The following is a 23,622-nucleotide window of genomic DNA, read 5'->3' as shown; positions in this document are numbered from 1 at the left end:
TTATGAAAGGATATATGAAAGCGGCAGTTCTTCACGGTGTAAATGATCTTCGCGTGGAAGATGTATTGATACCGGAAATCGGAGATCACGATGTGCTTGTCAAGGTTGCTGCGTGTGGTGTCTGCGGGTCTGATATACCGCGTATCCTGACACAGGGGACCTATCATTTTCCAACCATTCCGGGACATGAATTTGGCGGAGAGGTTGTTGAAATCGGAAGCGAGGTGGAGCCTGCCTATTTGCATAAGCAGGTTGCCGTCATTCCTCTGATTCCATGCAGAGGCTGTAAATCCTGTGAGGTTGGGGATTTTGCACAGTGTGAGGACTATGATTTTCTCGGTTCCAGAAGTGATGGAGGCTTTGCGGAATATGTCAGGGTGCCAAAGGAAAATCTGGTCATCGTTCCCGAGCATGTGAAACCGGAAGCAACGGCATTTCTGGAACCGATCAGCGTGGCACTGCATGTGGTATCGAATACCGGGGTAAGCTTCGGTGACGATGTGGTTGTGTTCGGTCTTGGCGCGATAGGGATTTTCGTAGCACAGTGGGCGAAGGCATTCGGCGCTGCCCATGTATTTGCAGTTGACCTCGATCCGAAAAAGGTGGAAATAGCGAAACAGCTTGGTTTAAAGGATGCACTCTGCGCGTCGATGGATGAGGTTCGTAAAGCAGTGGAGGAAGCAACCAAGGGAGCAGGATGTGATGTCGTGTTTGAAGCAAGCGGAGCACCTGTGGTATTTAATCAGGCCATGTCATTACTGAAGCAGAACGGACGCTTCGGACCTGTTGGAAGACCGGTTAAGGATTTGAACGTTGCAGTTGACACCTATGAAATGATTCTGCGTAAGCAGCTGACGATCAAGGGTACGTGGAGCTTTGAATTTAAACGCTTCCCGCACAATGCATGGGATATCGCACTGGATGCTTTAAACAAAGGTATTATTCAGACGGATGCAATCATATCACATCGCCTTCCGCTATCAAAAACCAGAGAGGCCGTGGAAATCATGGACAAGAAGAAGGAATTTTTCTATAAAATATTAATTGAACCGGAAATGGACAACTGATGTTTATGCACGGCTCTGTATCATCCTTGCCTTACATTCATCCAAAATCCAACATACATAGCCGTGCCTTTTTAAAATAGAACAAAAATACAGACATGAAAACCCTGAGCATGATCGCATAATCAAATTATAAAATATTGCCAGTGAAGAAGCAGAATCGCTGGCTTTTTGTATGGGAAATACTTTGATTCACCTATGAATAATAGAAAATACAGAGATAAGGCTTTGTGTTTCAAACTCTTATTACGTTGGTATAGACAGTAATAGTACATCCAGGAATGATATGGGAACCTGTTTAGCAAAGAAATTTGTCTTATGTAATATTATAAACGATATCATGAAAATCTGGCGGAAAGCGTAGCTGCACATACACATAAGTGATTCTTTGCGGATGAAACATCGGATACAAATATGCTCACATGTGGAATGAGCAGACAACAGAATGCAGGGCAGATTGTTCTGGAAGGCTGGAAATTGTAAGCTGCAGGAAATGAAAACCAATGGTAAACAGCAAGCAAAATCAAGTATTGTGCCATACTGTCGCTTATAATTATGGTAATGTTCCGTGATTCATAAGAAGGAATATGTTTTTTTTACGGGACGATAGTCCAACAGAAATAAGATGGTTTTCAGTGAACAGAACAAGGGAGGAAAGATAGATATGAAAAAATGGTATGATGAGGAATACACATGGGAAATAGAGGTTACAGGCTTTCTGCGCAGTGATCACACAGAACGTTATTGCAGAAACGGGGAGGAAATCGGGGATCGCTATACATGTACCTATGGCTGTCCGGTAAACCTATCGGGACAGGGCATCTGTTCCAAAACGATGACCGTGATGTTTCCAGTTATGGAGGCTGTACGTAGCGGCGGTGATTTAACCAATATCGGAGGAAACAGCACTTACAGCAAGGAGCTTGTATGTCCGGACGGCTGTGTTATGTTTTGTATGACGGCAAAGAAAGTACATGAGAATAATTTTTATAAAGGAAAATTCTATGATTAAGAGGTCAATGGGAGTGCTGTATTGAGTGTAAGAGAGAAACGCTGTAAAATTAAAACAGGAGGTAGGTGCTATGACAAATGAATTTATAAATCTTACAGAGGAAAACCTCTACAATGAGCATCTCTGCTGTATTATTCGCAGCAGAAAGCCGCATCCCGGCATAACGGCGAAAAGGGAATGGCTGTTTGACCGGCTGAAGGAAGGTCATGTATTTCGGAAATTAGATGTGAAAGGGACGGTATTCATTGAATATGCACCGCTGGAAACCGCGTGGGTGCCAATCATTGGTGCTGATTATTATTACATTTACTGTCTTTGGGCAACCGGCGAGTATAAGGGAAAAGGATATGGCAGAGAGCTGATGGAATACTGTCTGGCAGATGCCAGAGCAAAGGGAAAATCCGGTGTATGCATGCTGGGGGCAAAAAAACAAAAGGCATGGCTTACGGATCAAGCCTTCGCAAAGAAATTCGGATTTGAGGTCGCAGATACGACAGAAAGCGGTTATGAATTGCTGGCATACTCTTTTGATGGAACACTGCCTTCCTTTACGGAACAGGCGAAGAACTCGCAGATTAAGGATAAGGAACTGACCATCTACTATGATATGCAATGTCCTTATATTCTAAAGAACATAGAAATCGTGAAGCAGTATTGTGATACACAGGATGTTCCGGTGACATTCCATCTGATTGATACCTTGGAAAAGGCAAAGGCTCTGCCCTGCGTGTTCAATAACTGGGCGGTATTTTATAAAGGTACTTTTCAAACGGTCAATTTACTGCTGGATATCGCCGGACTAAAGCGTATAGTAAAGAAATAAGGATACACGGGCAGCTAAAGGAGTGGTTTGCCGTGTCTGATATACGTACAGATACAGAGGAAATGAACCGGTAATTATGCCTTATACAGTAAAATCTGAAATGCGAATGCAAATAAAATACCTTTTTGATTTCGTTGTATATCCTATCCACTGATTGAAAATAACGGCGAACATACTGTTTCTCTTATTGCTGCAGACAGCAGGTTTGCTCTGTAAGATAGAAGCATACTGAAATGTTCAAGAAATATTCAAGATGGCAGGCTGTTACCTTATATGAAAGCAATGTTTGTTATAATGAGGTCAGGTATCGTAAAGAATGATGTAAGTAATCTTTATGATTATAAGAGGTAGGGATATAATATGTAGAAACAGGTATTTAAAAGGTGTAGGGCGTCGTTTTTTTTCTATTCTGCTGGTATGTATGATCATGGGTGTACGGCTCATTGGAACCACTGTGATAAATGCTGCATCATCCATAGCTGTTCGCATTATGACATCGGATGGACAAACAGAGGAATTGGCCGGAAATTCTTTATCAGCGGCACTGCATGGAGCCGGGCTGACCGGTATCGACCGCCTGCTGGTGTCGGATGGCAGCATAACATCGAAAGACTGGGAATGGCTGAGAAACAACCGTGCCGCTTTTGCGGCCCTCACAGAATTTGAAATATCTGATCGGGTACAAACCGCAGATTTGCCCGATGCACCCGTGGGAAGTCCTGCGTATCCATCCATTTTTCCATATCAGCTTCAGAAGGTAGTAATACCTCAATCTGTACGAATCGGCAGCAATGCTTTTGATGGCTGTAACGAATTAAGGATTGTCGACATTACGAACGCATATGAAATCGGAGAAAGTGCATTTTCACAGTGCCATGCTTTGCAGTCTGTTGCATTTCCAAAGGTAACCTCAATAGAAAATGCGGCATTTTCCGGCTGTGACGGTCTTACCTATGCAAGTCTGCCTTCCTTATGTACGATAGGTGATCAGGCATTTTATTCCTGTAAACAGCTAAAAACTCTGGAATTTTCTCAGCTCGTAAGAGTAAACACTGCAGCATTTGAATCCTGTACAGCATTAACAGAAATCGAGATTCCAAACGTTACAAGTCTTGGATCCTCTGTATTTCGTAACTGTAAATCATTGAAGAAGGTGAATATTCCGGAGGTCATACAAATCCCGGAAAAAACATTTATGGACTGTATTTCCTTACAGACAGTCCATGCCCCTAAGGCTGAAGATATCATGGCATCGGCTTTTTATGGTGCTTCTGCTCTTACGGCAATCTCATTTCCTTCGGCAGTTGCAATAAAAGAAAAGGCTTTTTCAAACTGCAGTTCTCTACGTGCAATAGATTTGCCAAGAGCTTCGGTAATTTCAAAACAGGCTTTCAAAAACTGTACAGCACTTTCATATGCGAAGCTTCCCTCTGTTACAGTAATCAGCGAGGAAGGCTTCATGGGCTGTACGGCTTTGACCTCCATCCATGCACCGCTGGCAGAGCGTATTCGTGATGCTGCTTTCATGAGCTGCTCGTCATTAACGGATATCGTTTTACCAGGCGCTGTATATATTGATAATCAGGTCTTTTCCGATTGCAATTCCCTAACTGAAATCAAGCTGGAGCGTGCCGAACGTATCGGAAGTCGTGCATTTGAAAATTGTACAAATCTGAAAACGGCAGAATTTCCACAGGCAGATAGGATAGGTGAATTCGCCTTTCGGAATTGTTTGAAGCTGGATACTCTTCTTCTTCCTGACGGTCTGACTCCGGCGGCGGATTCCATCACGCTGACAATTGATATGACAGACGGTACGAGGGAAGCTTTGCAGGGAGATACTCTTCAGGCAGCACTTCAGACAGTCAGCCTGACAGAGATAAGCAGGCTTATTGTAATGGATGGAAGAATCTCGACAGCGGACTGGGAATGGATGAGGTCACAGCATGATACACTGCAAAATCTAAAGGAATTTGAGATACAAAGGAATTTGTATGAGATAGCCGATCTTCCCTCGGCAAACGATTACACTGCAATCTTTCCCGATTGTATTGAAAAGGTAACCATACCACAATCGGTTATCATAGGTGATTACGCCTTTGAACGATGTGCGGCCCTAACAGAAATAGAGGCACCAGAAGCATATCGCATTGGTAAGCATGCATTTGCGAAGTGTTCTTCCTTAAAGACCGCTTCTTTTCCTGAAGCTGACTTTGTGGATGAATATGCCTTCCAATTATGCGGGCAGCTTCAGAACCTGCATTTTCCTAAGGCAGAGAGCATCGGTAGCAGTGCGTTCACAGATTGCAGGGCACTTCAGAGAAACATTATGGATAAGGGCACAAAAGGCAGACCGAGAAACGGGCTGCTGACAACAAATAAAGGCTGAGTATCAAGCACCGGGAAAGTGCGGTATATTCAGCCTGTTTTGTTGTCTGGGGTTTCCAAAGGGGTTCCCCCCTTGGCACACGACTTTGCTCGCAAAGTGTAGTGTGTTATACGCTCTGTCGGCGTTGCCGTGAAAATGCCGTTGCCGCCGGAGAGGGCAAGGGCATTTGAAGCGGCAGGAAAGCAGGGCTGTGATTGCGTGGCGTGGAGCCGCAAGCGCAGGACTGGTTTCATCAGCAGACAGGGCGTATATGAATGCCCCCGTCCCTCGTCTTACGCTGGACTATGGGACAAAGTGTCCCAGACGGATAGCCACACTTACGAAAAAGCAGACGGATTTTTCTCTCAAAATTGAAATGGGCGGGAAGCCATTTTAGGGCTTTCCCGCCTTGATTGCCCATTAGCAAAGACGGGCGGGGCTGTCAACGGCGGCGCATGAAATGCGCCGTTCATCTTGACCGTTGACTGGCTCGACTGGCTTTGCTATCTCCCCAACAAGTTATTGTTTGTTGTTTTCCCAATTATCTAAACGGGCTTGCATAGTTTCTCGCCATTCTTCACTTGGACAAGCAGTAATCAATTTTCGATACTCTTCACTTGATGGTGCTTCTATCAAATAAGACTCTACCAATTTTAGCAAATCCCACTCTACTCCATACATTCCACCTTCGGGGAAAATGTCAATCAATACGCCTACTTCTTCTCTTGTCAATGGCGTTTTTACATTGGAGAGCAATTCGTCATACATGTTGATGGTTTCTACTGTAGGGTCATCTTTCACTGCGTCTGGCATTTGACCGAGAAGTTTCAATTTTATAATTGCCTCCTGCACCTTTACTCCCTCCAATTTCTCGTTCTCTATTTTCTCCCCCGCTGTGGGTTTGGATTTTTCAGCAAGTCCGACTTCTGTGCAATCTTTTTCAGCCACTTCTTTTCTTCCTCGGACAGCTTTTTCAAATTCAGCTTGAGCCGCTTACAGATAAACGCCAAAGCCGCTTGCTCCGGGTCGCTGTCTGGACTGGCAGTTTCCTCGGCGGTCTGCAAGAAATCTTCCAGCGGATTGTCCTCCGGAACGCTGAAAAAATCGTCCTTATGGGCTTCCCGCAGGTCAAGGGCTATCTTGTTTATGTCCTGCTGTATCACATAGCGGCAAAAGCTGTCATCGTCAATATGGGCGGCGACAAGCTGCCTTAACTGCGGGTCGGACAAGCCGGGATTGTGCTGCTTCATAATGGTTGCGCTCATAATATCCACAATGGCATTTGCGCTCTGTACCTGCTTGACTGCCGTTCCGTTCACATAGATTTCAAGGTCAGCCATCAGTCGGGGGAAATCCGGGTGTACCGCCAGCTCACACAAGAGGGAAGTATCCACCCGCCCACTTTTCAATAGTTCAATCATATCATCACTCAAGCGCAGGTCTGCAAGATCGGCGTTTGGGTGATTTTTTGTTTTAGAGCGTCCCAGCAGGTAATCAACGGTCACTTCATAAACCTTTGCCAGCTGGATAAGGGCATGGTGGCTGATGTCTTTGAGATTGTCTCCCTCATAACTGCCTAAAGCAGATTTGGAAAGATGAGTTTCCTCCGCAAGCTGTTCCAGCGTCAGCCCTCGTTCCACACGCAGGTCTTTCAATCGTTCCTGTATGGATAGTTCCATGCTCCCCCTCCTTGTCTGCCCGATAAATGGGAAGGTGTCGTATTAAATAAGTCTACCATTTTTCTTTTCCCAATTATCCAAGCGTACTTTCATAGTGTCTCTCCACTCTTCACTGGGGCATTTTGAAATTAAATTTCTATATTTTGAAAGCAATTCTGGTTTCATATATGTTTCAACTAAATGTAACAATGTCCATTCAACTTCATACATCGTACTTTCGGGAAAAATACCAATTAATGCCTCAACTTCTTCCTCTGTAAGCGGTGTTTTCACTTTTATAAGTAGTTCGTCATACTTGCTGACAAGCTCTCCTGCTGGATTACCTGTTAATGAGTCAGGCATTTGCCCAAGAGCTTTTAATTGAATGATTGTATCCTGCATTCGCATACTCCTTCTCGCTGTACTATTTTCATAGATTTCGATTTGTCTCTTTGTACTTATCATTTTACCACAATTCCGAGAGCGTGGAAATAGGCAGTTTTTTTGGCGGATTTCCTACCTTTCGGATATACGGCACAGACGGTCAAAAAAGTGTAGACTTGAGATAGTTCATCGATGGACAGCACCTTGAAAACCGAATGACCGTCCGAAAAGGAATACCCCGGCAGGGGAAGCATCGCAAGGAGCCGGACTTCTGGACACTTTGTCCAGAGGTCACTTCGGGACAAGTGTCCAGAAGCTGCGGGGAGCGTGCCAACGCCGGAACACGCCGCAGAAATGGGGCAGGAAGCCTTTTCGGGGAGAGCGGCAACGGAAAGCAAAATGGAGGAAACACATGAGAGAGAACCCATATAAACGACTGCCGCCCATAGAGCGCAAGCAGGACAGTTCCCTTTACCGCATGACACCGGCACAGAGGAAACAGGCAAACGCCCTGATCCGCCGGGAGTGCTGTTGCTGTGAGGACGGCAACTGCATTGTCCTTGACGATGGGGACACCTGCACCTGCCCGCAGACGGTTTCTTTCTCGGTCTGCTGTAAGTGGTTCCGCTGGGCGGTTTTGCCGCTGGACGGGACGCTGGAAGCGGAGATTTTCCGGGATAAGGACTTGAAACGCTGTGCGGTCTGCGGCGGTGTGTTCGTCCCTAAATCCAACCGGGCAAAATACTGCCCCGGCTGTGCCGCCAGAGTTCACAGGCGGCAGAAAACAGAAAGTGAACGGAAAAGGAGGTCTTGTGTGGACAGTTAGGGGCTGAAAAGTCCTTGATTTTCAAGGCTTTGCAAGCACAGAACAGGGGCAGGCAATAGAAACTACCGTCTGCCCCCGGAAACAGGCTTCTAACCGTCCACAAACACGATATGACAAACACCATTTATATCCATCAGCCGGAGAAAGCGGTCAGCTTTACCCGGCTGCCCAATTTCCTTTTTGAAGCCCCCACATTCACACCCCTGTCCAATGAAGCGAAGATACTGTACGCCTTTATCCTGCGCCGGACGGAGTTGTCCCGTAAGAACGGCTGGGCGGACGAGTACGGGCGGATTTACCTGTATTACCCAATCTGTGAGGTAGTCGCCCTGCTCCACTGTGGGCGGCAGAAAGCCGTCAACACCCTGCGGGAGCTGCAATACGCCGGACTGGTGGAAATCCAGAAGCAGGGCTGTGGAAAACCCAACCGGATTTACCCAAAATCCTATGAAGCGGTTCCAAACACCGACTTCAAGAAATCCCGTTCTGGTATGCCGGAGGACTGAAAACCGCACTTGACAAGTACGAAAATCAACCCTCTTGGAGTACGAAAACCGGACGAAAGATAGAAATACAAAGATTAAAACGATTTTATTTATATTCTATCCATTCCCTTCCTATCCGAGATATTATTTGCGGGATTTTCCTGTGGAAAACCCCGGAAGAGAAAGGAATGGGGAAAGGAGTTTATGGCACAACACGCAATTTTGCGGTTTGAAAAGCACAAGGGCAATCCGGCAAGGCCGCTGGAAGCCCATCACGAACGGCAAAAGGAACAGTACGCCAGCAATCCCGACATTGACACCAGCCGGAGCAAGTACAATTTCCATATCGTCAAGCCGGAGAGCCGCTATTACCATTTCATTCAAAACCGCATTGAACAGGCTGGCTGCCGCACCCGTAAGGATAGTACCCGGTTTGTCGATACGCTGATTACCGCCAGCCCGGAGTTTTTCAAGAAGAAGCCCCCAAAGGAGATACAGGAATTTTTCCATAGGGCGGCTGATTTCTTAATCGGGCGGGTAGGGAAAGAAAATATCGTGTCGGCGGTGGTACACATGGACGAGAAAACACCCCACCTGCATTTGGTCTTTGTCCCGCTGACAGAGGACAACCGCCTGTGTGCAAAGGAGATTATCGGGAACAGAGCCAACCTTACAAAGTGGCAGGACGATTTTCACGCCTACATGGTGGAGAAATATCCCGACTTGGAGCGTGGGGAAAGCGCCAGCAAGACAGGCAGGAAGCATATCCCCACCCGTCTGTTCAAGCAGGCGGTCAATCTCTCCAAACAGGCAAGAGCCATTGAAGCCACGCTGGACGGCATTAACCCGCTGAATGCCGGAAAGAAAAAAGAGGAAGCCCTCTCCATGCTGAAAAAGTGGTTCCCACAGATGGGGAATTTCTCCGGGCAACTGAAAAAATACAAGGTCACAATCAATGACCTGTTAGCGGAAAATGAAAAGCTGGAAGCAAGGGCAAAAGCCAGTGAAAAAGGCAAGATGAAAGATACGATGGAACGGGCAAAGCTGGAAAGCGAGCTGCACGACATTCAGCGGCTGGTAGACCGTATCCCGCCGGATATACTGGCGGAACTGAAACGGCAGCAGCGGCAGCATGGAAAGGAAAGGTGATTTTATAAGCAATATCAGATACAAAAAGGAAACAGAAATCGTGACTTTTCAGGGAAAGGAAATCACGCTGGAAAATCTCTCCCCGGTATTCACGCCGGAGCAGGAAGCGGCAAAACGCCGGGAGCTGGAACAGCAGCTTTATGAGGTATTCCGCAAGTATGCCGACAAACGGCAGAGTGAGGAAGCCGGAGCATAAGGTTTTCCAAAGCCATCGTTGATTTGCGGGGCTGCTGGCGGTATAATAAAACTGTCAGCAGCTCCGTTTCTTTTTTAAGAAAAGGAGCGACAATATGAACAACAGGATAGACGCGATCTATGCAAGACAATCGGTAGACAAAAAGGACAGCATTTCCATTGAAAGCCAGATTGAGTTTTGCAAATACGAATTGAAAGGCGGGAACTGCAAAGAGTACAAGGACAAAGGGTATTCCGGGAAAAATACGGAGCGTCCACAATTCCAACAGCTTATGCGGGATATTGAAAGCGGCCTTGTGCGGAAAGTGGTGGTTTACAAGCTCGACCGCATCAGCCGTTCCATTCTGGACTTTGCCAACATGATGGAGCTGTTCCAGCAGTACAATGTGGAGTTTGTGTCCTCTACGGAAAAGTTTGATACCTCCACCCCGATGGGGCGGGCGATGTTAAATATCTGTATCGTGTTCGCCCAGCTTGAAAGGGAAACGATACAGAAGCGGGTGCAGGACGCATGGTACTCCCGCTGTCAGCGGGGCTTCAAAATGGGCGGCAAAACGCCCTACGGATTTCGGACAGAGCCTTATGTGATGGACGGGGTGCGCACAAAGAAGCTGGTAATAGAGCCAACCGAAGCGGCCTTTGTCCGGCAGATGTATGAGATGTACGCTGACCCGCAGGTATCGCTGCATGACATTACAAAGAAGCTGACGGTGGACGGTATGCGTACTTATCATGGCAGGCCGCTGTCAAGGGCTACTTTGAGCGTTATTCTCCGCAACCCGATTTATGTCATGGCTGACCTCGACATATACGAGTTTTACAAAAGCCAGGGAACGGATATTTACAATGATGCCGCCGACTTTGCCGGGACAAACGGCTGCTATTACTATCAGGGCAAGGGGAATACAGAGGACAAGCACAAGCACCTGCAAGGACAGACGCTGGTACTGGCTCCACATGAGGGGTTTATCCCATCGGAGCTGTGGCTGAAATGCCGGAAGAAGCTGCTTGCCAGCCACACTTACCAGCCCGCAAGGAAAGCCCGGAACACATGGATGGCGGGAAAAATCAAATGCGGGAAATGCGGCTATGCGCTCATGTCAGCGCACTCCAACGGTATTCTTTACCTGCGCTGCACCGTCCATGCGGACAGCAAGGCGTGTCCCGGCTGCGGGTGCGTGAAGCTGCACGAACTGGAAGCGGTAGTCTATGGGGCGATGGTTAAAAAGCTGAAAGATTTTAAGACGCTGACAGGTCGGAACAAGGCTGCAAAAATCTCCCCGAAACTGACTGCAAAGCGGCTGGAACTGGCACAGGTAGAAAGCGAGATTGAAAAGCTGCTTGACACGCTGACGGGCGCAAGCCCTGTTTTGCTCTCCTATGCCAACAGCAAAATTGAGGAGCTGGACGCAAGGCGGCAGTCCATTGCCAATGAGATTGCAAAACTCTCTGCGGACGCTGTGCCGATGGAGAAGATGGAAAGCATTTCCGGGTATCTGGATGACTGGGAGAATGTCAGCTTTGAGGACAAGAGGCAGGTGGTGGACGCACTGATAACGGTCATCCGGGCAACAAATGAAAAGGTAGAAATTGAATGGAAAATCTGACGGGTTAATCCCCACCGTACCTATCCTTTTTGTGCTCTTGTCTATAATAGTGAGTTCAGTTTCCCAACGTATACGGTATTGGGGACAGCGCTTTTAAAGATTGTATAGCTTTAGAAGAATTACAGTTTCCATCAGCCGTGCGCATCGGCAGCAGAGCCTTTTTCGGTTGTTCCTCCTTGCAAGAGGTCAGTTTCCCTAACGTAAGAGCAGTGGAAAGCAGTGCATATTATGGCTGTACCGGATTAAAAAGCATTATTCTTCCTGCAGTGGATTCTATAGATGATAATGCCTTTTGGTTTTGTCAGTCTTTATCCCGCTTGCTCTTACCTCCGCAGCCACCGGTTATGGGAGAGAATATATTCATAGGAGCCTCTGATCAGCGGGAGGTACGCATATGTGATGAAACAGGAACCGTATTAAACGGTGTAGAAATTCAGCAATACCTGCAAAGCTATCTTCAAAAGGATACGGTATGGTATGGCTGTAATCTGTATACCGGGATGTTTAGCGTTGCATTGAGCATTCAAAAAGATCATAAACCATGGGAGGATTCCGGGAAAACCTTTGCGTGGAGAGGGGATACAGGAACATTCTCTTCGACAGAGCGGCTGCCTAACGGTAGCTTTCAGCTGTATGAAACGATGACAGGCTCTGATCTAGCTACAGGTATTACTGTCAAGGTAGATGAGCAGGATACGACAGCGGCTGTTGACTATTATACAATTTCGTTTTTTAATAAGACACAGCTGTTGAAGGAAATGGAACAGATTGTGCTGAAAGGGACAATGGCAGAAATTCCATCGGACCCAAAAGAGCCGGGAGCAGTTTTTACCTGCTGGAAGGCAAAGCAGACGGACAGGGAAGCCTATGACTTCCAGCAGCCGGTTAACGAAGCAATGAGCCTATATGCGGATTGGAAAACCGTTTTCAAGGTGAAAATTCGGTCATACAAAGATGGTGCAGTATGGAAGGATTGCGGCAAACAGTATATTTTAAAAGACAATGCCGGAGCGTATGTAGATATTGATGCGGTAAAAAATGGCGATTATACGATTTGTGAAAAAACAGAGCAGGGTATACATAACACCGGGGCAACAATCAGTATTTATGGTACAGACAAAACCGTTGACATAGAGTATTATACGGTTACAGTAAGGGATACGGCCTCCTCTCATATATGGAATGAGGAAATCGTGAGAAAAGGTAAGTGTGCGTCAAAGCCGGCTGTGCCTGAAAGGGATGGGTTTGTATTCGCATACTGGGCAGAGGATGCACAGGGAAAGCAGTCGTATGATTTCACAAAGCCTGTGGAGAAACAAACAACACTGTATGCAATATGAAAAAAGTGCAGTGCTTCATCCGAGCAACCGTCCTTTGCAGGAAACCATCCGGCAAACAATCCGACACATAAGGACAGCCACCAGAAAACGACTCCCCTGCGCCCTAAGACATCAGATGCTACAAGCACAGGAAGCTTCTTATTCCTATGCATTTGCTCGGCCGGTATGATTCTATATAGAAAACGGGGCAAGTAAAGGAATCACACAGCTGATTTCTATAAACGACGGAAATACAATAATGAGCCTGACATATGTTCATAAGGCTCAAAGTCTTTTTAGGATGCTGTACAAGGATATATACCAGAGTATCGGAAATGGAAAAAGTTTCTCCTGATGTTGAAAAGGGAGAATTTTTTCTATTTGCAGTATTGAAAGGACACTTGAAATCTCGTGGTGGGAAAAAGAATTATGAAAGCAGGAACACGTACTGACATGGCGGTGAAAACCGATAGATTGCTATGCTACAACAATAGAGACGGTGCTTAAAAGACTGCTTGAAATCTATGAATATCATAAGCTGCAGATATTCTGTAATAATACTGCAGCTTTTTTAGAACCCCTCGTATTCTTTATTAGTCAGAACCCATAGGCTATTTAAAAGTCAAGTCAGAACGAGCGGACAGACAATCATCATCGCATCTTTGATTTTGAAGATAATAGTACAATAAAGGCAATATACAAAGAGTTAAATTCTTAAAACATCGTATGCAATTCAGAAAACTACATCAGTGTTCCGGCAGGAGTATCATCGAATGACGGGAACCTATTCCAAAACGTAATCACAAGGACTTACTGTCCGATGTATTCAATGATTGTTCTGGTAATGATCAGCAGCGGGATTCTGGAATACACCGTCATACCGCTTGCCTTCATAATCTGTTCGGAATGCCCGCAGATAAAAATATCTGAAAACTTCTCCAGCTCACAGGGCGATTTGCAGCAGCAGGTAATCACTCTGGCACCTCTCATTCTGGCAGCTCTGGCTGATCTGGCAAGCTCCGGTGTCGAATTACGCAGAGATAGGATAAAGGCCACATCATCCTTTGTGACGATCCGTTCGGTATTCTCCATCCATTTTACATCCTTGACGATGATTGCATTATATCCCAGCAGCTGCAGATACATCTGAAATTCCTCCGCAATCAGGGCTGTAAAGCCTCTGGCAAAGATGAAAATGCGCTTTGCCTGCTTAATGTATTCAATCGTCTGCAGCATAGCGACCGGACTGATATTATCAATCGTTTTGGTGCTTTCACGATAGGATTTCGCAAGGATATTATTGACTCCGTAGCTGGACTCATGATGCTCCTTCATCTTCTCCTGCTGAGAAATGGCATAGCGCAGCTGGGATATTCCCTGATAACCGCACTTCTGAATCGCCCTGGATACGGTTGAGTGTGAAGTGAAGGTTTTCTCAGCAATATTGGTAATACTCATATATGGAATCTTTTCTTCATTCTGGTTCAAGAACTGTATGACGCCCTTTTCCGCCTCAGACAGCTTTTCATATATACCTTTATCAATTTGTATAAACATATGCTTACCTCCCTGTGTTTTCTCTATCATTGTACCATGAATGGCCATTCATGAATTTTACGATTTATCAAAATTTCAGAATGTGTTTTCAGCGTGAAAGCGCTGTATTTTTTATATAATCAAGTATAATGTGCTTGTAAATCAAAAACGTACGTATATTTTGATATTATGATATTCGTATATTTCAGAAAGTTAACGCTGAGATGTACAGGATTACCACAAAAGGAGGATCCAGATTCTCCATTGCATACAGGTTATTAAAGGAGGAAATTATGTATACAACATTAAAGGAAGTGCTGAAGGAGGCAGAGTCGCTGCATATGGCGATTGGGGCGTTCAATACGCATAACCTGGAGATGCTGCCTGCTATCATCAAAGCAGCGGTTCATCAGAAAACACCGGTTATTATTCAGACAAGCTGCGGAACCGCGAATTATGTCGGTCACAAAAATCTTGTCGCAGTCTGCCGCTCTATGGCAGAGGAATACGGAGTCAATGTCGTTCTTCACCTGGATCATGCTAAGGATTATGATGAGATTCGCAAGGCGATTGACGCAGGCTACAGCTCTGTTATGTTTGACGGGTCTTCCCTTCCCTTAAAGGAAAACATTCTGGGGACAAAGCGGGTTGTCGATTACGCCAGAATCCATCATGTAAGTGTGGAGGCAGAGCTTGGGACTGTCGGAGGAACGGAGGACGGTATCGCCGTGAGCCAGGAGGATGCCTGTTACACGGATCCTGAGGATGCTGTCGAGTTTGTGAAGCAGACGGGAATTGATGCTCTGGCAGTGGCAATCGGGACGAACCACGGCCAGTACAAATCAAAAACGAATATAAATTTTGAACGCCTGAGGGAGCTGCAGAAGGCAGTTGATATCCCTCTGGTCATTCATGGAGGAACCGGTGTTAAGGAAGAGGATGTAAAACGTGTCATTGATCTGGGCATCCGCAAGTTCAATGTTGGAACCGAGCTGCTGGTCGGCTGGAATCGTAAATCCAGAGAATGTTATGAAGAACATCGTGAGAATATATCCAATCGTGATAATGTCGTACCATGTCTGGATACTATTACGGAAATCGTAGAGCGAAAAATTCATTTGTTTAAAAATATGGATGGTGAATAGCATATGAAAGCAGGATTCTATATTGGCGACTATGGATATGAAGTACGTGATATTCCAGATCGTAAGCCGGAAGCGGATGAAGTGAAAATTCGCGTTGCCTGGTGCGGACTGTGCGGAACCGATATTCATAAGTTTCAGGGGAAAAACGGCGCAAGTGTTGTCATACCACCCATTATTTTGGGACATGAGTGTTCCGGTATCGTTACAGAGGTAGGGCCTGAGTGCAAATACTTTAAGGTTGGGGATCGTGTTGCCTGTGATCCCAGCTGGGGATGCGGAAAATGTATCTGGTGCCAGCAGGGACTGCCAAACTTCTGTCTGGAGCGTCATGGCGTAGCCAAGGGCTTTGCGGAATATGTTTATCCGCCGGAAAAGAATGTATATCATATAGCGGATACACTGGATCTGGAGGCTGCGGCCTTTACGGAGCCGTTATCCTGTGCGGTCCACGGTATGGATCTGATCGGGATACAAAGCGGTAAAACGGTTGCCATGTATGGTATGGGGGCCATCGGTTCCCTGATGCTGCAGCTTATTCGATTAACAGGTGCTGCCAAAATCATTGTGATTGAGCGGGAAGAGGAAAAACGCAGACTCGCTCTCGAGCTGGGCGCAACCATGGCCATCAGCGATCAGGAAATCGAGGAAGTCGCTAAGCAGGAAAACATTGATTATGTCATTGAATGCATCGGCTTAAAATCCACCATGGAACAGGCAATTCGCATTGCGGGGAAATATGCGAAGGTACTGCTTTTCGGTCTCGGTGACCCAGAGCAGCCAATCAGCTTCAATCAGTTTGAGGCTTATACAAAAGAACTCAGTATTTATATGTCATTTCTGAATCCGTTATGCAGCGAGCGTGCCGTGCACCTGCTGGAAAGCGGACAGATCAATACAAAGAAAATAATAAGTGCAAAGCTTACCTTGGAGGAAATGGGAGAGGAACTAAAGACCCTGCGTTATGCAAGAAAAGGGAAGGTCTTGGTTTCCGTAAGCGGCGAGCACTAACAGGAGGAAATAGTTATGGTGTTATCAGCAATCTTAGTTGCATTATTAGCTACACTGGGGCAGTGGTGGTTCTTCGGCCCTGTCACGAAATGTCTTGTTTATCCATTGACCACAGGTACGCTGGTTGGTCTGTTCATGGGGGACCCGATGACCGGTATGCTGGCGGGGGCCAACATTCAGTTGATTTATCTGGGATGGATTTCCGCAGGTGGAACCATGCCGAGTAATACCATCGTCGCAGGTATCTTCGGTACGGCGATGACGATTTTATCCGGCGCCAATCCGACGATGGCCGTAACCTTTGCGATTCCGTTCAGTATGTTTGGACTGTTGCTGAATCAGGTATATATGACAGTCAACGCCGCATGGATTCATCAGGCGGATAAGCTGCTGGAAAAGGGCAATCTGCGCGGTGTGCGTTTTATGAACTTCGTGCCTTCCTTCTGTATGGCACTTGTCCTGTATGGAATTCCTGCCTTCCTTCTGGTTGTATCCGGTAGCGGCTGGGCAAGCGATCTGATCAATGCCGTTCCGGAAAGTGTCATCAGTGCACTCCAGGTTGTCGGCGGTATCATGCCGGCCTTGGGTATTGCAATGCTGTTGAGCTATCTTGGTAAGAAAAAGCTGGTTCCGTGGTTCTTCGGCGGCTTCTTCCTGACCGTATATTCCGGTCTGGGACTTACTGCAATCTCCATTTTCTCTGCAATCATTGCACTTGTTATGTATCTGAACAGCAATACTGCACAGAAGCAGACGGAAACGAAGAAGGTAAAACGTCTCTCGTTAAATAAAAAAACAGAAACAATCGAGGTTTCACAGCCGGCTGAACAGGCTGCAGCAGCTGAACTGCCGGAGTATACAAAAAAGCTTTCCAAGAAAACACTTGTTAAAACATGGTTATGGACAACGAGTACCGAGGCCTGCTACAACTATGAGCGTTTACAGGCTCTGGGTGCTGCCAACCTGATGCTGACACCGATTCGTGAGCTGTATGACACGAACGAAGAACGTGTAAAAGAACTGAAAAAATATATGGTATTCTACAATTCTGAAGTATTCACCGTAGGACCGATCATCAACGGTATCGCCTGTTCCATGGAGGAGGCACATGCGAATGGTGAAAACGTTACAGAGAAGGATATCAATGCTGTACGTACCGGTCTGATGGGGCCGGTTGCCGGTATCGGTGATACGGTCATGCAGGGAATCCTGTTCCCGATTCTGTTTGGTATCGGGTGCTCCATGGCGCTGGATGGAAGCTATTTAGGACCGATCCTGTCCTTTGCAATCTTTGAAATTTTAATCTTCGGCTGCGGATACTTCATGTTTATGACCGGATATAAGCAGGGAAAAACATCACTGCTGAAAATTCTTAAAAACGGTACGATTGACCGTATCATCAACTCCTTCAGTATTGTAGGTCTGATGGTTGTCGGATCCATGGCCGCAACCAGAGTCACGGTAAATACTCCGCTCGCAATCAAGGTAGGGGAAGGAACAACCACAATTCAGAGTGTACTGGATTCTCTTGCTCCGGGTCTGATTCCGCTGGGAATCACATTGCTTGTATGGTGGATGCTGAAGAAGAAAATCAATACTGTATGGATCATTATCGCAATCTTTCTGGTAGGTATCGCAGGCTATTACAGCGGTATTCTGGGTTATGTAGGATAGAAGGCGAAAGAGGACAGCTATGGTAAATATCATTTTGATCAGTCACGGCGCATTCTGTGAAGGTCTGCTTGCCAGCCTGCAGATGATTGCAGGCGGAGATTACGGAGTGAGGGCGGTGCCTCTCATTCCGGGTGAGTCTCCGGAAGCCTATCGTGAAAAGCTTGAAACTGTCATGAGGGAAGCCGATGACGGCAGCGGTTCAGGAACCATCGTTTTGTCTGATATTGCAGGTGGTACACCTTTCCAGAGTGCCGCATATCTTTCAAAGGATTTCAAACTCGGGCTTGTTTCCGGTATGAATATGCCGATGCTGCTGACGCTTGCATTGGAGCGCAGCGAAGAAACAACGCTGGAGGAGCTTGCGGATAAAGCAGGCATATCGAGTACAGTTGGCGTAAAGACAACGGTATTCAAGAAAGGAGAGAAAAAACAACGTGCAAAACTTAGTATTAACAAGAATCGATGACCGTCTGATTCACGGACAGGTGATGACTGCCTGGATCAAGAACAGAAAAGCGGATCAGGTGGTAATCGTGGATGACGGAACAGCGAATGATGAGTATATGATCGAGGTGCTGGAGATGGCAATACCGGAAGAAATCGCAATAGGAATCTTCACCAAGGAAGAAGGTGTGCAGTTCTTTGAGCAGGGACTGGACGCACCGACGATTCTGCTGGTCAAGGGGCCGGAAGCATTAAACTATCTGGTAGATCACGGCATTACCATTGAGGAAGTGGATGTCGGAGGCATGGGTGCCCGAGCTGATCGAAGTGTGCTGTATAAGAATATCTCAACAAGTCCTGAGGAAAATAAGGCGTTCTCTGAATTATTGGAGAAGAATGTAAATGTCTTCATACAGGTGATGCCGCAGGATAAACCGGTAAGTGTTAAGGAATATCTGAAGTAGAAAATAGAGAGTGATGGTGGATAGATATGAATCATGAAGGTATGGAAGGAAGCGTAATCGTAATTACGGGAGGCGGCAGTGGTATGGGCGCTGCCATGGCGAAGGATTTTGCGGAAAGAGGTGCCGGTATCGCAATCCTTGATCTGGATGAAGCAAGAGGATCGGCTGTTGCGGACAGTATCACGGACGCAAATGGAAAAGCAGTTTATAAAAAAGTTGATGTTACAGACAAGCAGGTGGTTCTGACTGCTGCCGATGAAGTAGAGCAGGAGCTGGGAGCTATCACATCCTGGATCAATTCCGCCGGTGTAAGCAAAATGGTACCGTTTCTGAAAAGCAGTGAGGAACTGTGGGATTTGACAATCAATGTCAACCTGAAGGCTACCTTCCTGTGCTGTCAGGTTGCGATTGAAAAAATGCTGAAGCATGGTGGGGGAACCATATTGAACATGTCCTCCCTGTCCGGTAAGAAGGCAAGCGCATGGCAGACCGTATACTGTGCAAGCAAGTTTGGTGTGCAGGGACTGACACAGTCCATTGCAAAGGAATTTGCGGATCGCAATATACGTGTAAATTCCATATGTCCGGGAATTGTATACACGGAAATGTGGGAAAAGCTGAAATATGAATATGCACAGAAGAAGAGCATTGATCCGGAAGAGGTCATGCCGTATTTCAAAAAGAATATCCCGATGCATCGTCTGGTTGATCTTCAGGACGTTATCAATGCGGCAGTATTTCTGCTGACAGATAATTCCGCTTATCTGACAGGGCAGTCCATCAATCTGACAGGCGGAGAATGGATGGATTAAAAAGGCAGTAGAATGAGGAGGGATCATCATGGGTGCATTGGATTTCAGTGGAAGACAACAGCTGTATTATCAGCTGTATAATCTTCTGTTTCAGGACATCATCAGCGGTAAATATCCTGTAGGCTGCATCATACCGGCGGAGAGCGAGCTGATGAATACCTATCATGTATCTCGGGCAACCGCACGGAAAGCGATGGAGATGCTTGCCAATGACGGGCTTGTCAGTAAGAAGCGCGGGTACGGAACCTTTGTCATATCGGCACAGCCCAATACATCACCACAGCGCGTAGTCCGCTATACAAGGAAAAACAGAGTGGATCAAGTTATCGCCGTAAAACGAATGATCAATCAAAAAGTAATGAAAGCGCCCAAGGATATCGCGGAGTGTCTTCAGCTATCTGATGATTGTGATATCATTCGCATAAAGCGTGTACGCTATGCGGGGGAGGAGCCGTTCTATCTGGAAATCAATTATTTCGAGCAGTCCTTTGTACCGGAAGTCATGGAGCATGATTTTTCGAAAGAATCTCTGCGTGTCTTTCTTTCCAATGCCTATCAGATTCAATGGTCCTTTGCCAAGCAGAAAATCTATTCCATTCTGGCAGACAAAGAAATGGCAGAGCTGCTGCACATTGCTGTCGGCAGTCCGCTGCTTTATATACGCCGCATATCCTTTGATAAGGATAATCATCCAAGGGAATGTGTCTGTACCTATTATCGTGCAGATACCTACCATCTGGAGATTGAGCTTGCCATATAACAGGAGGTTCGTTCATGAAGCAGACACTGATTTTGCTTGCCGGCTATCCCGGTACGGGTAAAAGCTATCTGGCAGAGCTGTTAATGAAGCAGTTTACCGGTTTTGAAATTTTATCACCGGATGAGATCAAGGAAGAGTTCTGGGATGCCTACGGTTTCCGCAATGAACAGGAAAAGGAAGAGCTGATTCAGAAAAGCTGGGTAGAATACTATCATAGAATGGAGTGGAAATTCACACGGGGAATCAGTCTTCTCAGCGATTATCCGTTCAGCTATAAGCAGCATGATCAGCTGCAGGAGGTCTGTGATAAGCATCATGTACAGATTATTACGATTCGCATGATTGCCGATCTGGATGTTCTATTTGAAAGGCAGAAAAAACGGGATTTGGACACCTCCCGTCACCTCGGGCATATCCTAAAGAAATATCATAAGGGTATCTGTCTGAAATGTCATGAGGAAGCGGACAATCTGCTGGATCATGATGAATTCATACAGCGCTGTACCTGCCGGGGATATGGAACCTTTGCACTGGGTACGACCCTGCAGCTGGATGTGACAGATTTTGCGACAGCTCCATATGATGAGCTGATGATAAGAATAAACGAGCTTTTGGAATTTCAATAACATTTTCATCGTCAAAATAAAAAAACATTGGTCTAAAGTAAGGCGGAGACTACTTCGCAGAAATGCTCAAACTCTTATGAAGAGGACTATTTCATGCGTACCTCGATGCGCCTTCAAGCATACAAAGGGCTCAGATCATTAGATTCTTATTAAATAAGCGCTGCTTGTATTTTAAAGAAGCACCTGATTTAATTGGACTTTTTAAACAGACAAAAATGCCGTCATTCCCATATGGAATGGCGGCATTAACACGATCTTCTATTACTTATCCTATAATATTATCTTTGTCCTTATGTCTGCAAGACTGCATGATACAAGAATGATGTAAGACCTTCTATCACCACATCTGTGCCTGTCAGATAAGTATTCTTTAATGTTAATGTAGTATCCTCCCTTGATATAAGGCTCAGCCCTTATAATTAAGCATATTATTTAATTCTTCTATATAAAGCGGATATGAAATATACTATAACTCAAACTGCATATATATAATTCCCACTTTTTAAACTGAACCTGAATATAAGATTTTTATCCTATACTTTCCAGCCAGGCTTTAACATCTTCTTCTGTAGGATTATCGAATCTTTTGCCTGCAACAATATTCAAGTTTGAATACATAGTTTGCAAATCTGAAATACTGCTTTCTATACCACTGCCTCCGGATGTACAGAAGGTATATATTTTTGAGTTACTAATATCGTATTTATCTAAAACTGTTTGAATAATTCTCGGATTTGTTCCCCACCATACAGGATATCCAAGATAAATCACATCATACTCTGTTATAGCACTCAAATCATTCTTAATGGAAGGCCTTGAAGCATCATCCTTCATTTCACGATTAGCTCTACAATTATCGTTATTATAATTAAGGTCATCTTCAGTATACTTTTTATCTGGGATAATTTCATAGATATCCGCTTTAGCTTCATCAGCAATCAATTCTGCTACAGCTTTCGTATTACCTGTTGCTGAAAAATATACAACCGCTATTTTGAGATCATTCTCCTGCGCTGTGTTTTTCTCAGATGCTGGTATACCTGTTGTATTATGACTACATGCAACAAGTACTGTTAAACATATAATGTATATAATTGTAGTCAAAATTCTTTTCATATTTGACACCTTCCTTTTCTCATTGAACAATACCCCCTGTTCCGGGTTGTGACCGATTGCGCCTGCAATCGGATGTGGCTATTTGATACTTGTATTTCATACATACCAGCGATAGCTGAAATGCTAAGCTGCTTAAATACAAGTGATGAAAGCATATGCTTCTGATAATACTTTACAAGGTACAGATTTGAAGTACGGATAGGAGACAATCAAACACAAGGCTTTGATATGCAATCCTCATGGAAACATATTTAAAGTGCTGTCTTTTCAAGTGCAAACATAATAAAAGCTCTTACAGCTGCAAATAATAGCTGTTCCAAGTCCGAGCCGCAGTATTTGTTGTTAGTGATACTTTGTGCCTAATATTCAAATTGCAAATATTGCTCATCCGTAACAGGTTCACACCATTCATTTGATACTTCAATTCCCGGTACTTCTATCGCCAGATGAGAGAACCATTCATTTGATGCTGCTCCATGCCAATGTTTTACTCCTTCCAGAATACTGATGCAATCACCTGCTTTCATTTCTATTACACTTTTTCCTTCTTCCTGATAAAACCCGCGTCCTGCAACACAGATTAAAATCTGTCCACCACCGCTCTTCGCATGATGGATGTGCCAGTTGTTGCGACAACCCGGTTCAAATGTCACATTGTAAATTGCCACTTGGGAAGTTGAAACAGGTGCAAGAAAGCTTCTTCCTGAAAAATACTTTGCAAAATCATCGTTTGGATCTCCGATTGGAAATATCATGTCTTTTGCATGTGCCCGCATTGCTGCATCTTCATAAGGTAAATCACCTTCATTCACATTCCATACTTCTTTTGCCAAAGTAAATACAGCCCATCCCTTCGGCCATCCTGCATAAAATGCAACATGTGTGATAATGGCAGCAATTTCCTTCTGCGTAACACCATGCCTTTTTGCATTTTGTAAATGAAATTTTAATGATGTATCTGTAATACCGGATGCCATAAGAGCGACAACGGTTATAATACTTCTGGTTTTCACATCGATATCATGATTGTTCCAGTTTTCTCCAAAAAGCACATCGTCATTAAAATGGGCAAATTGTGGTGCAAATTCTTCTAATGCGTTTCTTCCTGCTGTTTGTATTATCTTCTTCATGTTATATCTCTCCATTT

General features: G+C 45.3%; 25 protein-coding genes and 1 pseudogene. 20 read left to right on the top strand and 6 right to left on the bottom strand.

The genetic code is table 11. From position 1 onward, the window contains the following. The first annotated feature begins 2 nt into the window (after positions 1 to 2). The 5 genes from G4D54_22735 (at position 3) to G4D54_22715 (ending at position 5,664) form a co-directional block, all read left to right on the top strand. Positions 3 to 1,067, top strand: a complete 1,065-nt coding sequence (locus G4D54_22735; GenBank protein ID QJA05055.1) for a galactitol-1-phosphate 5-dehydrogenase — start codon at positions 3 to 5, stop codon at positions 1,065 to 1,067. A 661-nt stretch (positions 1,068 to 1,728) separates the two neighbouring features. Next, positions 1,729 to 2,076 carry a TIGR04076 family protein gene (locus tag G4D54_22730; GenBank protein QJA05054.1) on the top strand — a complete coding sequence of 116 codons (348 nt, stop codon included), beginning with the start codon at positions 1,729 to 1,731 and terminating at the stop codon, positions 2,074 to 2,076. A gap of 70 nt (positions 2,077 to 2,146) precedes the next feature. Beyond that, positions 2,147 to 2,899 carry a GNAT family N-acetyltransferase gene (locus G4D54_22725; GenBank protein QJA05053.1) on the top strand — a complete coding sequence of 251 codons (753 nt, stop codon included), beginning with the start codon at positions 2,147 to 2,149 and terminating at the stop codon, positions 2,897 to 2,899. Between the two features lie 334 nt (positions 2,900 to 3,233). Next, on the top strand, positions 3,234 to 5,288 hold the full coding sequence (locus G4D54_22720; protein ID QJA05052.1) for a leucine-rich repeat domain-containing protein: 2,055 nt from the start codon (positions 3,234 to 3,236) through the stop codon (positions 5,286 to 5,288). Between the two features lie 166 nt (positions 5,289 to 5,454). Further along, positions 5,455 to 5,664, top strand: coding sequence for a gluconolactonase (locus G4D54_22715; protein QJA00898.1), 210 nt, complete (start codon positions 5,455 to 5,457; stop codon positions 5,662 to 5,664). 122 nt (positions 5,665 to 5,786) lie between these two features. Here G4D54_22715 and G4D54_22710 read toward each other — a convergent pair whose 3' ends face one another. The 3 genes from G4D54_22710 to G4D54_22700 are packed head-to-tail and all read right to left on the bottom strand — an operon-like array spanning position 5,787 to position 7,327. Next, a complete protein-coding gene (locus G4D54_22710; protein ID QJA05271.1) occupies positions 5,787 to 6,119 on the bottom strand; it encodes a hypothetical protein in 333 nt (110 codons plus the stop codon). A gap of 26 nt (positions 6,120 to 6,145) precedes the next feature. Then, positions 6,146 to 6,946, bottom strand: a complete 801-nt coding sequence (locus G4D54_22705; GenBank protein QJA05051.1) for a helix-turn-helix transcriptional regulator — start codon at positions 6,944 to 6,946, stop codon at positions 6,146 to 6,148. 42 nt (positions 6,947 to 6,988) lie between these two features. Continuing rightward, complete coding sequence (locus tag G4D54_22700; GenBank protein ID QJA05050.1) at positions 6,989 to 7,327, bottom strand: hypothetical protein; 339 nt, start codon at positions 7,325 to 7,327, stop codon at positions 6,989 to 6,991. 197 nt (positions 7,328 to 7,524) lie between these two features. Between G4D54_22700 and G4D54_22695 the strand changes: the two genes are divergently transcribed. The 7 genes and pseudogenes from G4D54_22695 to G4D54_22665 all read left to right on the top strand — a co-directional run bounded on the left by G4D54_22695 (position 7,525) and on the right by G4D54_22665 (position 13,106). After that, positions 7,525 to 7,725, top strand: coding sequence for a hypothetical protein (locus G4D54_22695; protein ID QJA05049.1), 201 nt, complete (start codon positions 7,525 to 7,527; stop codon positions 7,723 to 7,725). Next, on the top strand, positions 7,722 to 8,135 hold the full coding sequence (locus G4D54_22690) for a conjugal transfer protein (protein QJA05048.1): 414 nt from the start codon (positions 7,722 to 7,724) through the stop codon (positions 8,133 to 8,135). Before G4D54_22695 ends, G4D54_22690 begins: the two co-directional genes overlap by 4 nt. 110 nt (positions 8,136 to 8,245) lie before the next feature. Then, a complete protein-coding gene (locus G4D54_22685) occupies positions 8,246 to 8,641 on the top strand; it encodes a replication initiator protein A (GenBank protein ID QJA05047.1) in 396 nt (131 codons plus the stop codon). Between the two features lie 183 nt (positions 8,642 to 8,824). After that, a complete protein-coding gene (locus tag G4D54_22680; protein QJA05046.1) occupies positions 8,825 to 9,769 on the top strand; it encodes a plasmid recombination protein in 945 nt (314 codons plus the stop codon). Further along, positions 9,753 to 9,965, top strand: a complete 213-nt coding sequence (locus G4D54_22675; protein ID QJA05045.1) for a hypothetical protein — start codon at positions 9,753 to 9,755, stop codon at positions 9,963 to 9,965. Before G4D54_22680 ends, G4D54_22675 begins: the two co-directional genes overlap by 17 nt. A gap of 94 nt (positions 9,966 to 10,059) precedes the next feature. Continuing rightward, entirely contained in the window at positions 10,060 to 11,571 is a 1,512-nt protein-coding gene (locus tag G4D54_22670) for a recombinase family protein (GenBank protein ID QJA05044.1), read from the top strand. 77 nt (positions 11,572 to 11,648) lie between these two features. After that, a pseudogene (locus G4D54_22665) lies at positions 11,649 to 13,106 on the top strand (leucine-rich repeat protein). A gap of 594 nt (positions 13,107 to 13,700) precedes the next feature. On the opposite strand, the gene G4D54_22660 reads toward G4D54_22665, so the two are convergent. Beyond that, complete coding sequence (locus G4D54_22660) at positions 13,701 to 14,447, bottom strand: MurR/RpiR family transcriptional regulator (protein QJA05043.1); 747 nt, start codon at positions 14,445 to 14,447, stop codon at positions 13,701 to 13,703. Positions 14,448 to 14,719: 272 nt separating this feature from the next. On the opposite strand from G4D54_22660, the gene G4D54_22655 reads away from it, so the two are divergent. From G4D54_22655 to G4D54_22620, 8 genes are read left to right on the top strand one after another with little or no spacing between them, the layout of a single operon-like run. Then, positions 14,720 to 15,571: a class II fructose-bisphosphate aldolase gene (locus G4D54_22655; protein ID QJA05042.1), complete on the top strand. Its 852-nt coding sequence runs from the start codon at positions 14,720 to 14,722 to the stop codon at positions 15,569 to 15,571. Positions 15,572 to 15,574: 3 nt separating this feature from the next. After that, complete coding sequence (locus G4D54_22650) at positions 15,575 to 16,579, top strand: zinc-dependent alcohol dehydrogenase family protein (GenBank protein ID QJA05041.1); 1,005 nt, start codon at positions 15,575 to 15,577, stop codon at positions 16,577 to 16,579. A 15-nt stretch (positions 16,580 to 16,594) separates the two neighbouring features. After that, a complete protein-coding gene (locus G4D54_22645) occupies positions 16,595 to 18,253 on the top strand; it encodes a PTS mannose transporter subunit IICD (GenBank protein ID QJA05040.1) in 1,659 nt (552 codons plus the stop codon). Positions 18,254 to 18,272: 19 nt separating this feature from the next. Next, the gene (locus G4D54_22640) at positions 18,273 to 18,719 is read left to right on the top strand and encodes a PTS sugar transporter subunit IIA (protein QJA05039.1); all 447 of its coding nucleotides are present in this window, start codon (positions 18,273 to 18,275) and stop codon (positions 18,717 to 18,719) included. After that, positions 18,688 to 19,161 (top strand): PTS sugar transporter subunit IIB, encoded by a 474-nt coding sequence (locus G4D54_22635; protein ID QJA05038.1) that lies wholly within the window; start codon positions 18,688 to 18,690, stop codon positions 19,159 to 19,161. The genes G4D54_22640 and G4D54_22635 overlap by 32 nt, the downstream gene beginning before the upstream one ends. 26 nt (positions 19,162 to 19,187) lie before the next feature. Beyond that, positions 19,188 to 19,973, top strand: a complete 786-nt coding sequence (locus G4D54_22630; GenBank protein ID QJA05037.1) for an SDR family oxidoreductase — start codon at positions 19,188 to 19,190, stop codon at positions 19,971 to 19,973. Positions 19,974 to 20,001: 28 nt separating this feature from the next. After that, positions 20,002 to 20,733 (top strand): GntR family transcriptional regulator, encoded by a 732-nt coding sequence (locus G4D54_22625; GenBank protein ID QJA05036.1) that lies wholly within the window; start codon positions 20,002 to 20,004, stop codon positions 20,731 to 20,733. Between the two features lie 14 nt (positions 20,734 to 20,747). Next, entirely contained in the window at positions 20,748 to 21,359 is a 612-nt protein-coding gene (locus tag G4D54_22620; protein QJA05035.1) for an ATP-binding protein, read from the top strand. 528 nt (positions 21,360 to 21,887) lie between these two features. Here the strand turns inward: G4D54_22620 and G4D54_22615 are convergent. Both G4D54_22615 and G4D54_22610 read right to left on the bottom strand, forming a co-directional pair. After that, a complete protein-coding gene (locus G4D54_22615) occupies positions 21,888 to 22,475 on the bottom strand; it encodes a flavodoxin (GenBank protein QJA05034.1) in 588 nt (195 codons plus the stop codon). 359 nt (positions 22,476 to 22,834) lie between these two features. Then, complete coding sequence (locus G4D54_22610; GenBank protein ID QJA05033.1) at positions 22,835 to 23,605, bottom strand: cupin domain-containing protein; 771 nt, start codon at positions 23,603 to 23,605, stop codon at positions 22,835 to 22,837. Positions 23,606 to 23,622 lie beyond the last annotated feature (17 nt).

The sequence above is a fragment of the [Clostridium] innocuum genome (genome assembly GCA_012317185.1).
GTDB lineage: Bacteria > Bacillota_I > Bacilli_A > Erysipelotrichales > Erysipelotrichaceae > Clostridium_AQ > Clostridium_AQ innocuum.
The sequence above is the reverse complement of the archived record's forward strand: the minus strand, read 5'-3'. Positions and strand labels throughout refer to the sequence as shown.

Coding starts and splice junctions, on each gene's coding strand:
- G4D54_22735 (QJA05055.1), top strand. CDS start 3: ATGAAAGGATATATGAAAGCGGCAGTTCTTCACGGTGTAAATGATCTT.
- G4D54_22730 (QJA05054.1), top strand. CDS start 1,729: ATGAAAAAATGGTATGATGAGGAATACACATGGGAAATAGAGGTTACA.
- G4D54_22725 (QJA05053.1), top strand. CDS start 2,147: ATGACAAATGAATTTATAAATCTTACAGAGGAAAACCTCTACAATGAG.
- G4D54_22720 (QJA05052.1), top strand. CDS start 3,234: ATGATTATAAGAGGTAGGGATATAATATGTAGAAACAGGTATTTAAAA.
- G4D54_22705 (QJA05051.1), bottom strand. CDS start 6,946: ATGGAACTATCCATACAGGAACGATTGAAAGACCTGCGTGTGGAACGA.
- G4D54_22700 (QJA05050.1), bottom strand. CDS start 7,327: ATGCAGGATACAATCATTCAATTAAAAGCTCTTGGGCAAATGCCTGAC.
- G4D54_22695 (QJA05049.1), top strand. CDS start 7,525: ATGACCGTCCGAAAAGGAATACCCCGGCAGGGGAAGCATCGCAAGGAG.
- G4D54_22690 (QJA05048.1), top strand. CDS start 7,722: ATGAGAGAGAACCCATATAAACGACTGCCGCCCATAGAGCGCAAGCAG.
- G4D54_22685 (QJA05047.1), top strand. CDS start 8,246: ATGACAAACACCATTTATATCCATCAGCCGGAGAAAGCGGTCAGCTTT.
- G4D54_22680 (QJA05046.1), top strand. CDS start 8,825: ATGGCACAACACGCAATTTTGCGGTTTGAAAAGCACAAGGGCAATCCG.
- G4D54_22675 (QJA05045.1), top strand. CDS start 9,753: ATGGAAAGGAAAGGTGATTTTATAAGCAATATCAGATACAAAAAGGAA.
- G4D54_22670 (QJA05044.1), top strand. CDS start 10,060: ATGAACAACAGGATAGACGCGATCTATGCAAGACAATCGGTAGACAAA.
- G4D54_22660 (QJA05043.1), bottom strand. CDS start 14,447: ATGTTTATACAAATTGATAAAGGTATATATGAAAAGCTGTCTGAGGCG.
- G4D54_22655 (QJA05042.1), top strand. CDS start 14,720: ATGTATACAACATTAAAGGAAGTGCTGAAGGAGGCAGAGTCGCTGCAT.
- G4D54_22650 (QJA05041.1), top strand. CDS start 15,575: ATGAAAGCAGGATTCTATATTGGCGACTATGGATATGAAGTACGTGAT.
- G4D54_22645 (QJA05040.1), top strand. CDS start 16,595: ATGGTGTTATCAGCAATCTTAGTTGCATTATTAGCTACACTGGGGCAG.
- G4D54_22640 (QJA05039.1), top strand. CDS start 18,273: ATGGTAAATATCATTTTGATCAGTCACGGCGCATTCTGTGAAGGTCTG.
- G4D54_22630 (QJA05037.1), top strand. CDS start 19,188: ATGAATCATGAAGGTATGGAAGGAAGCGTAATCGTAATTACGGGAGGC.
- G4D54_22625 (QJA05036.1), top strand. CDS start 20,002: ATGGGTGCATTGGATTTCAGTGGAAGACAACAGCTGTATTATCAGCTG.
- G4D54_22620 (QJA05035.1), top strand. CDS start 20,748: ATGAAGCAGACACTGATTTTGCTTGCCGGCTATCCCGGTACGGGTAAA.
- G4D54_22615 (QJA05034.1), bottom strand. CDS start 22,475: ATGAAAAGAATTTTGACTACAATTATATACATTATATGTTTAACAGTA.
- G4D54_22610 (QJA05033.1), bottom strand. CDS start 23,605: ATGAAGAAGATAATACAAACAGCAGGAAGAAACGCATTAGAAGAATTT.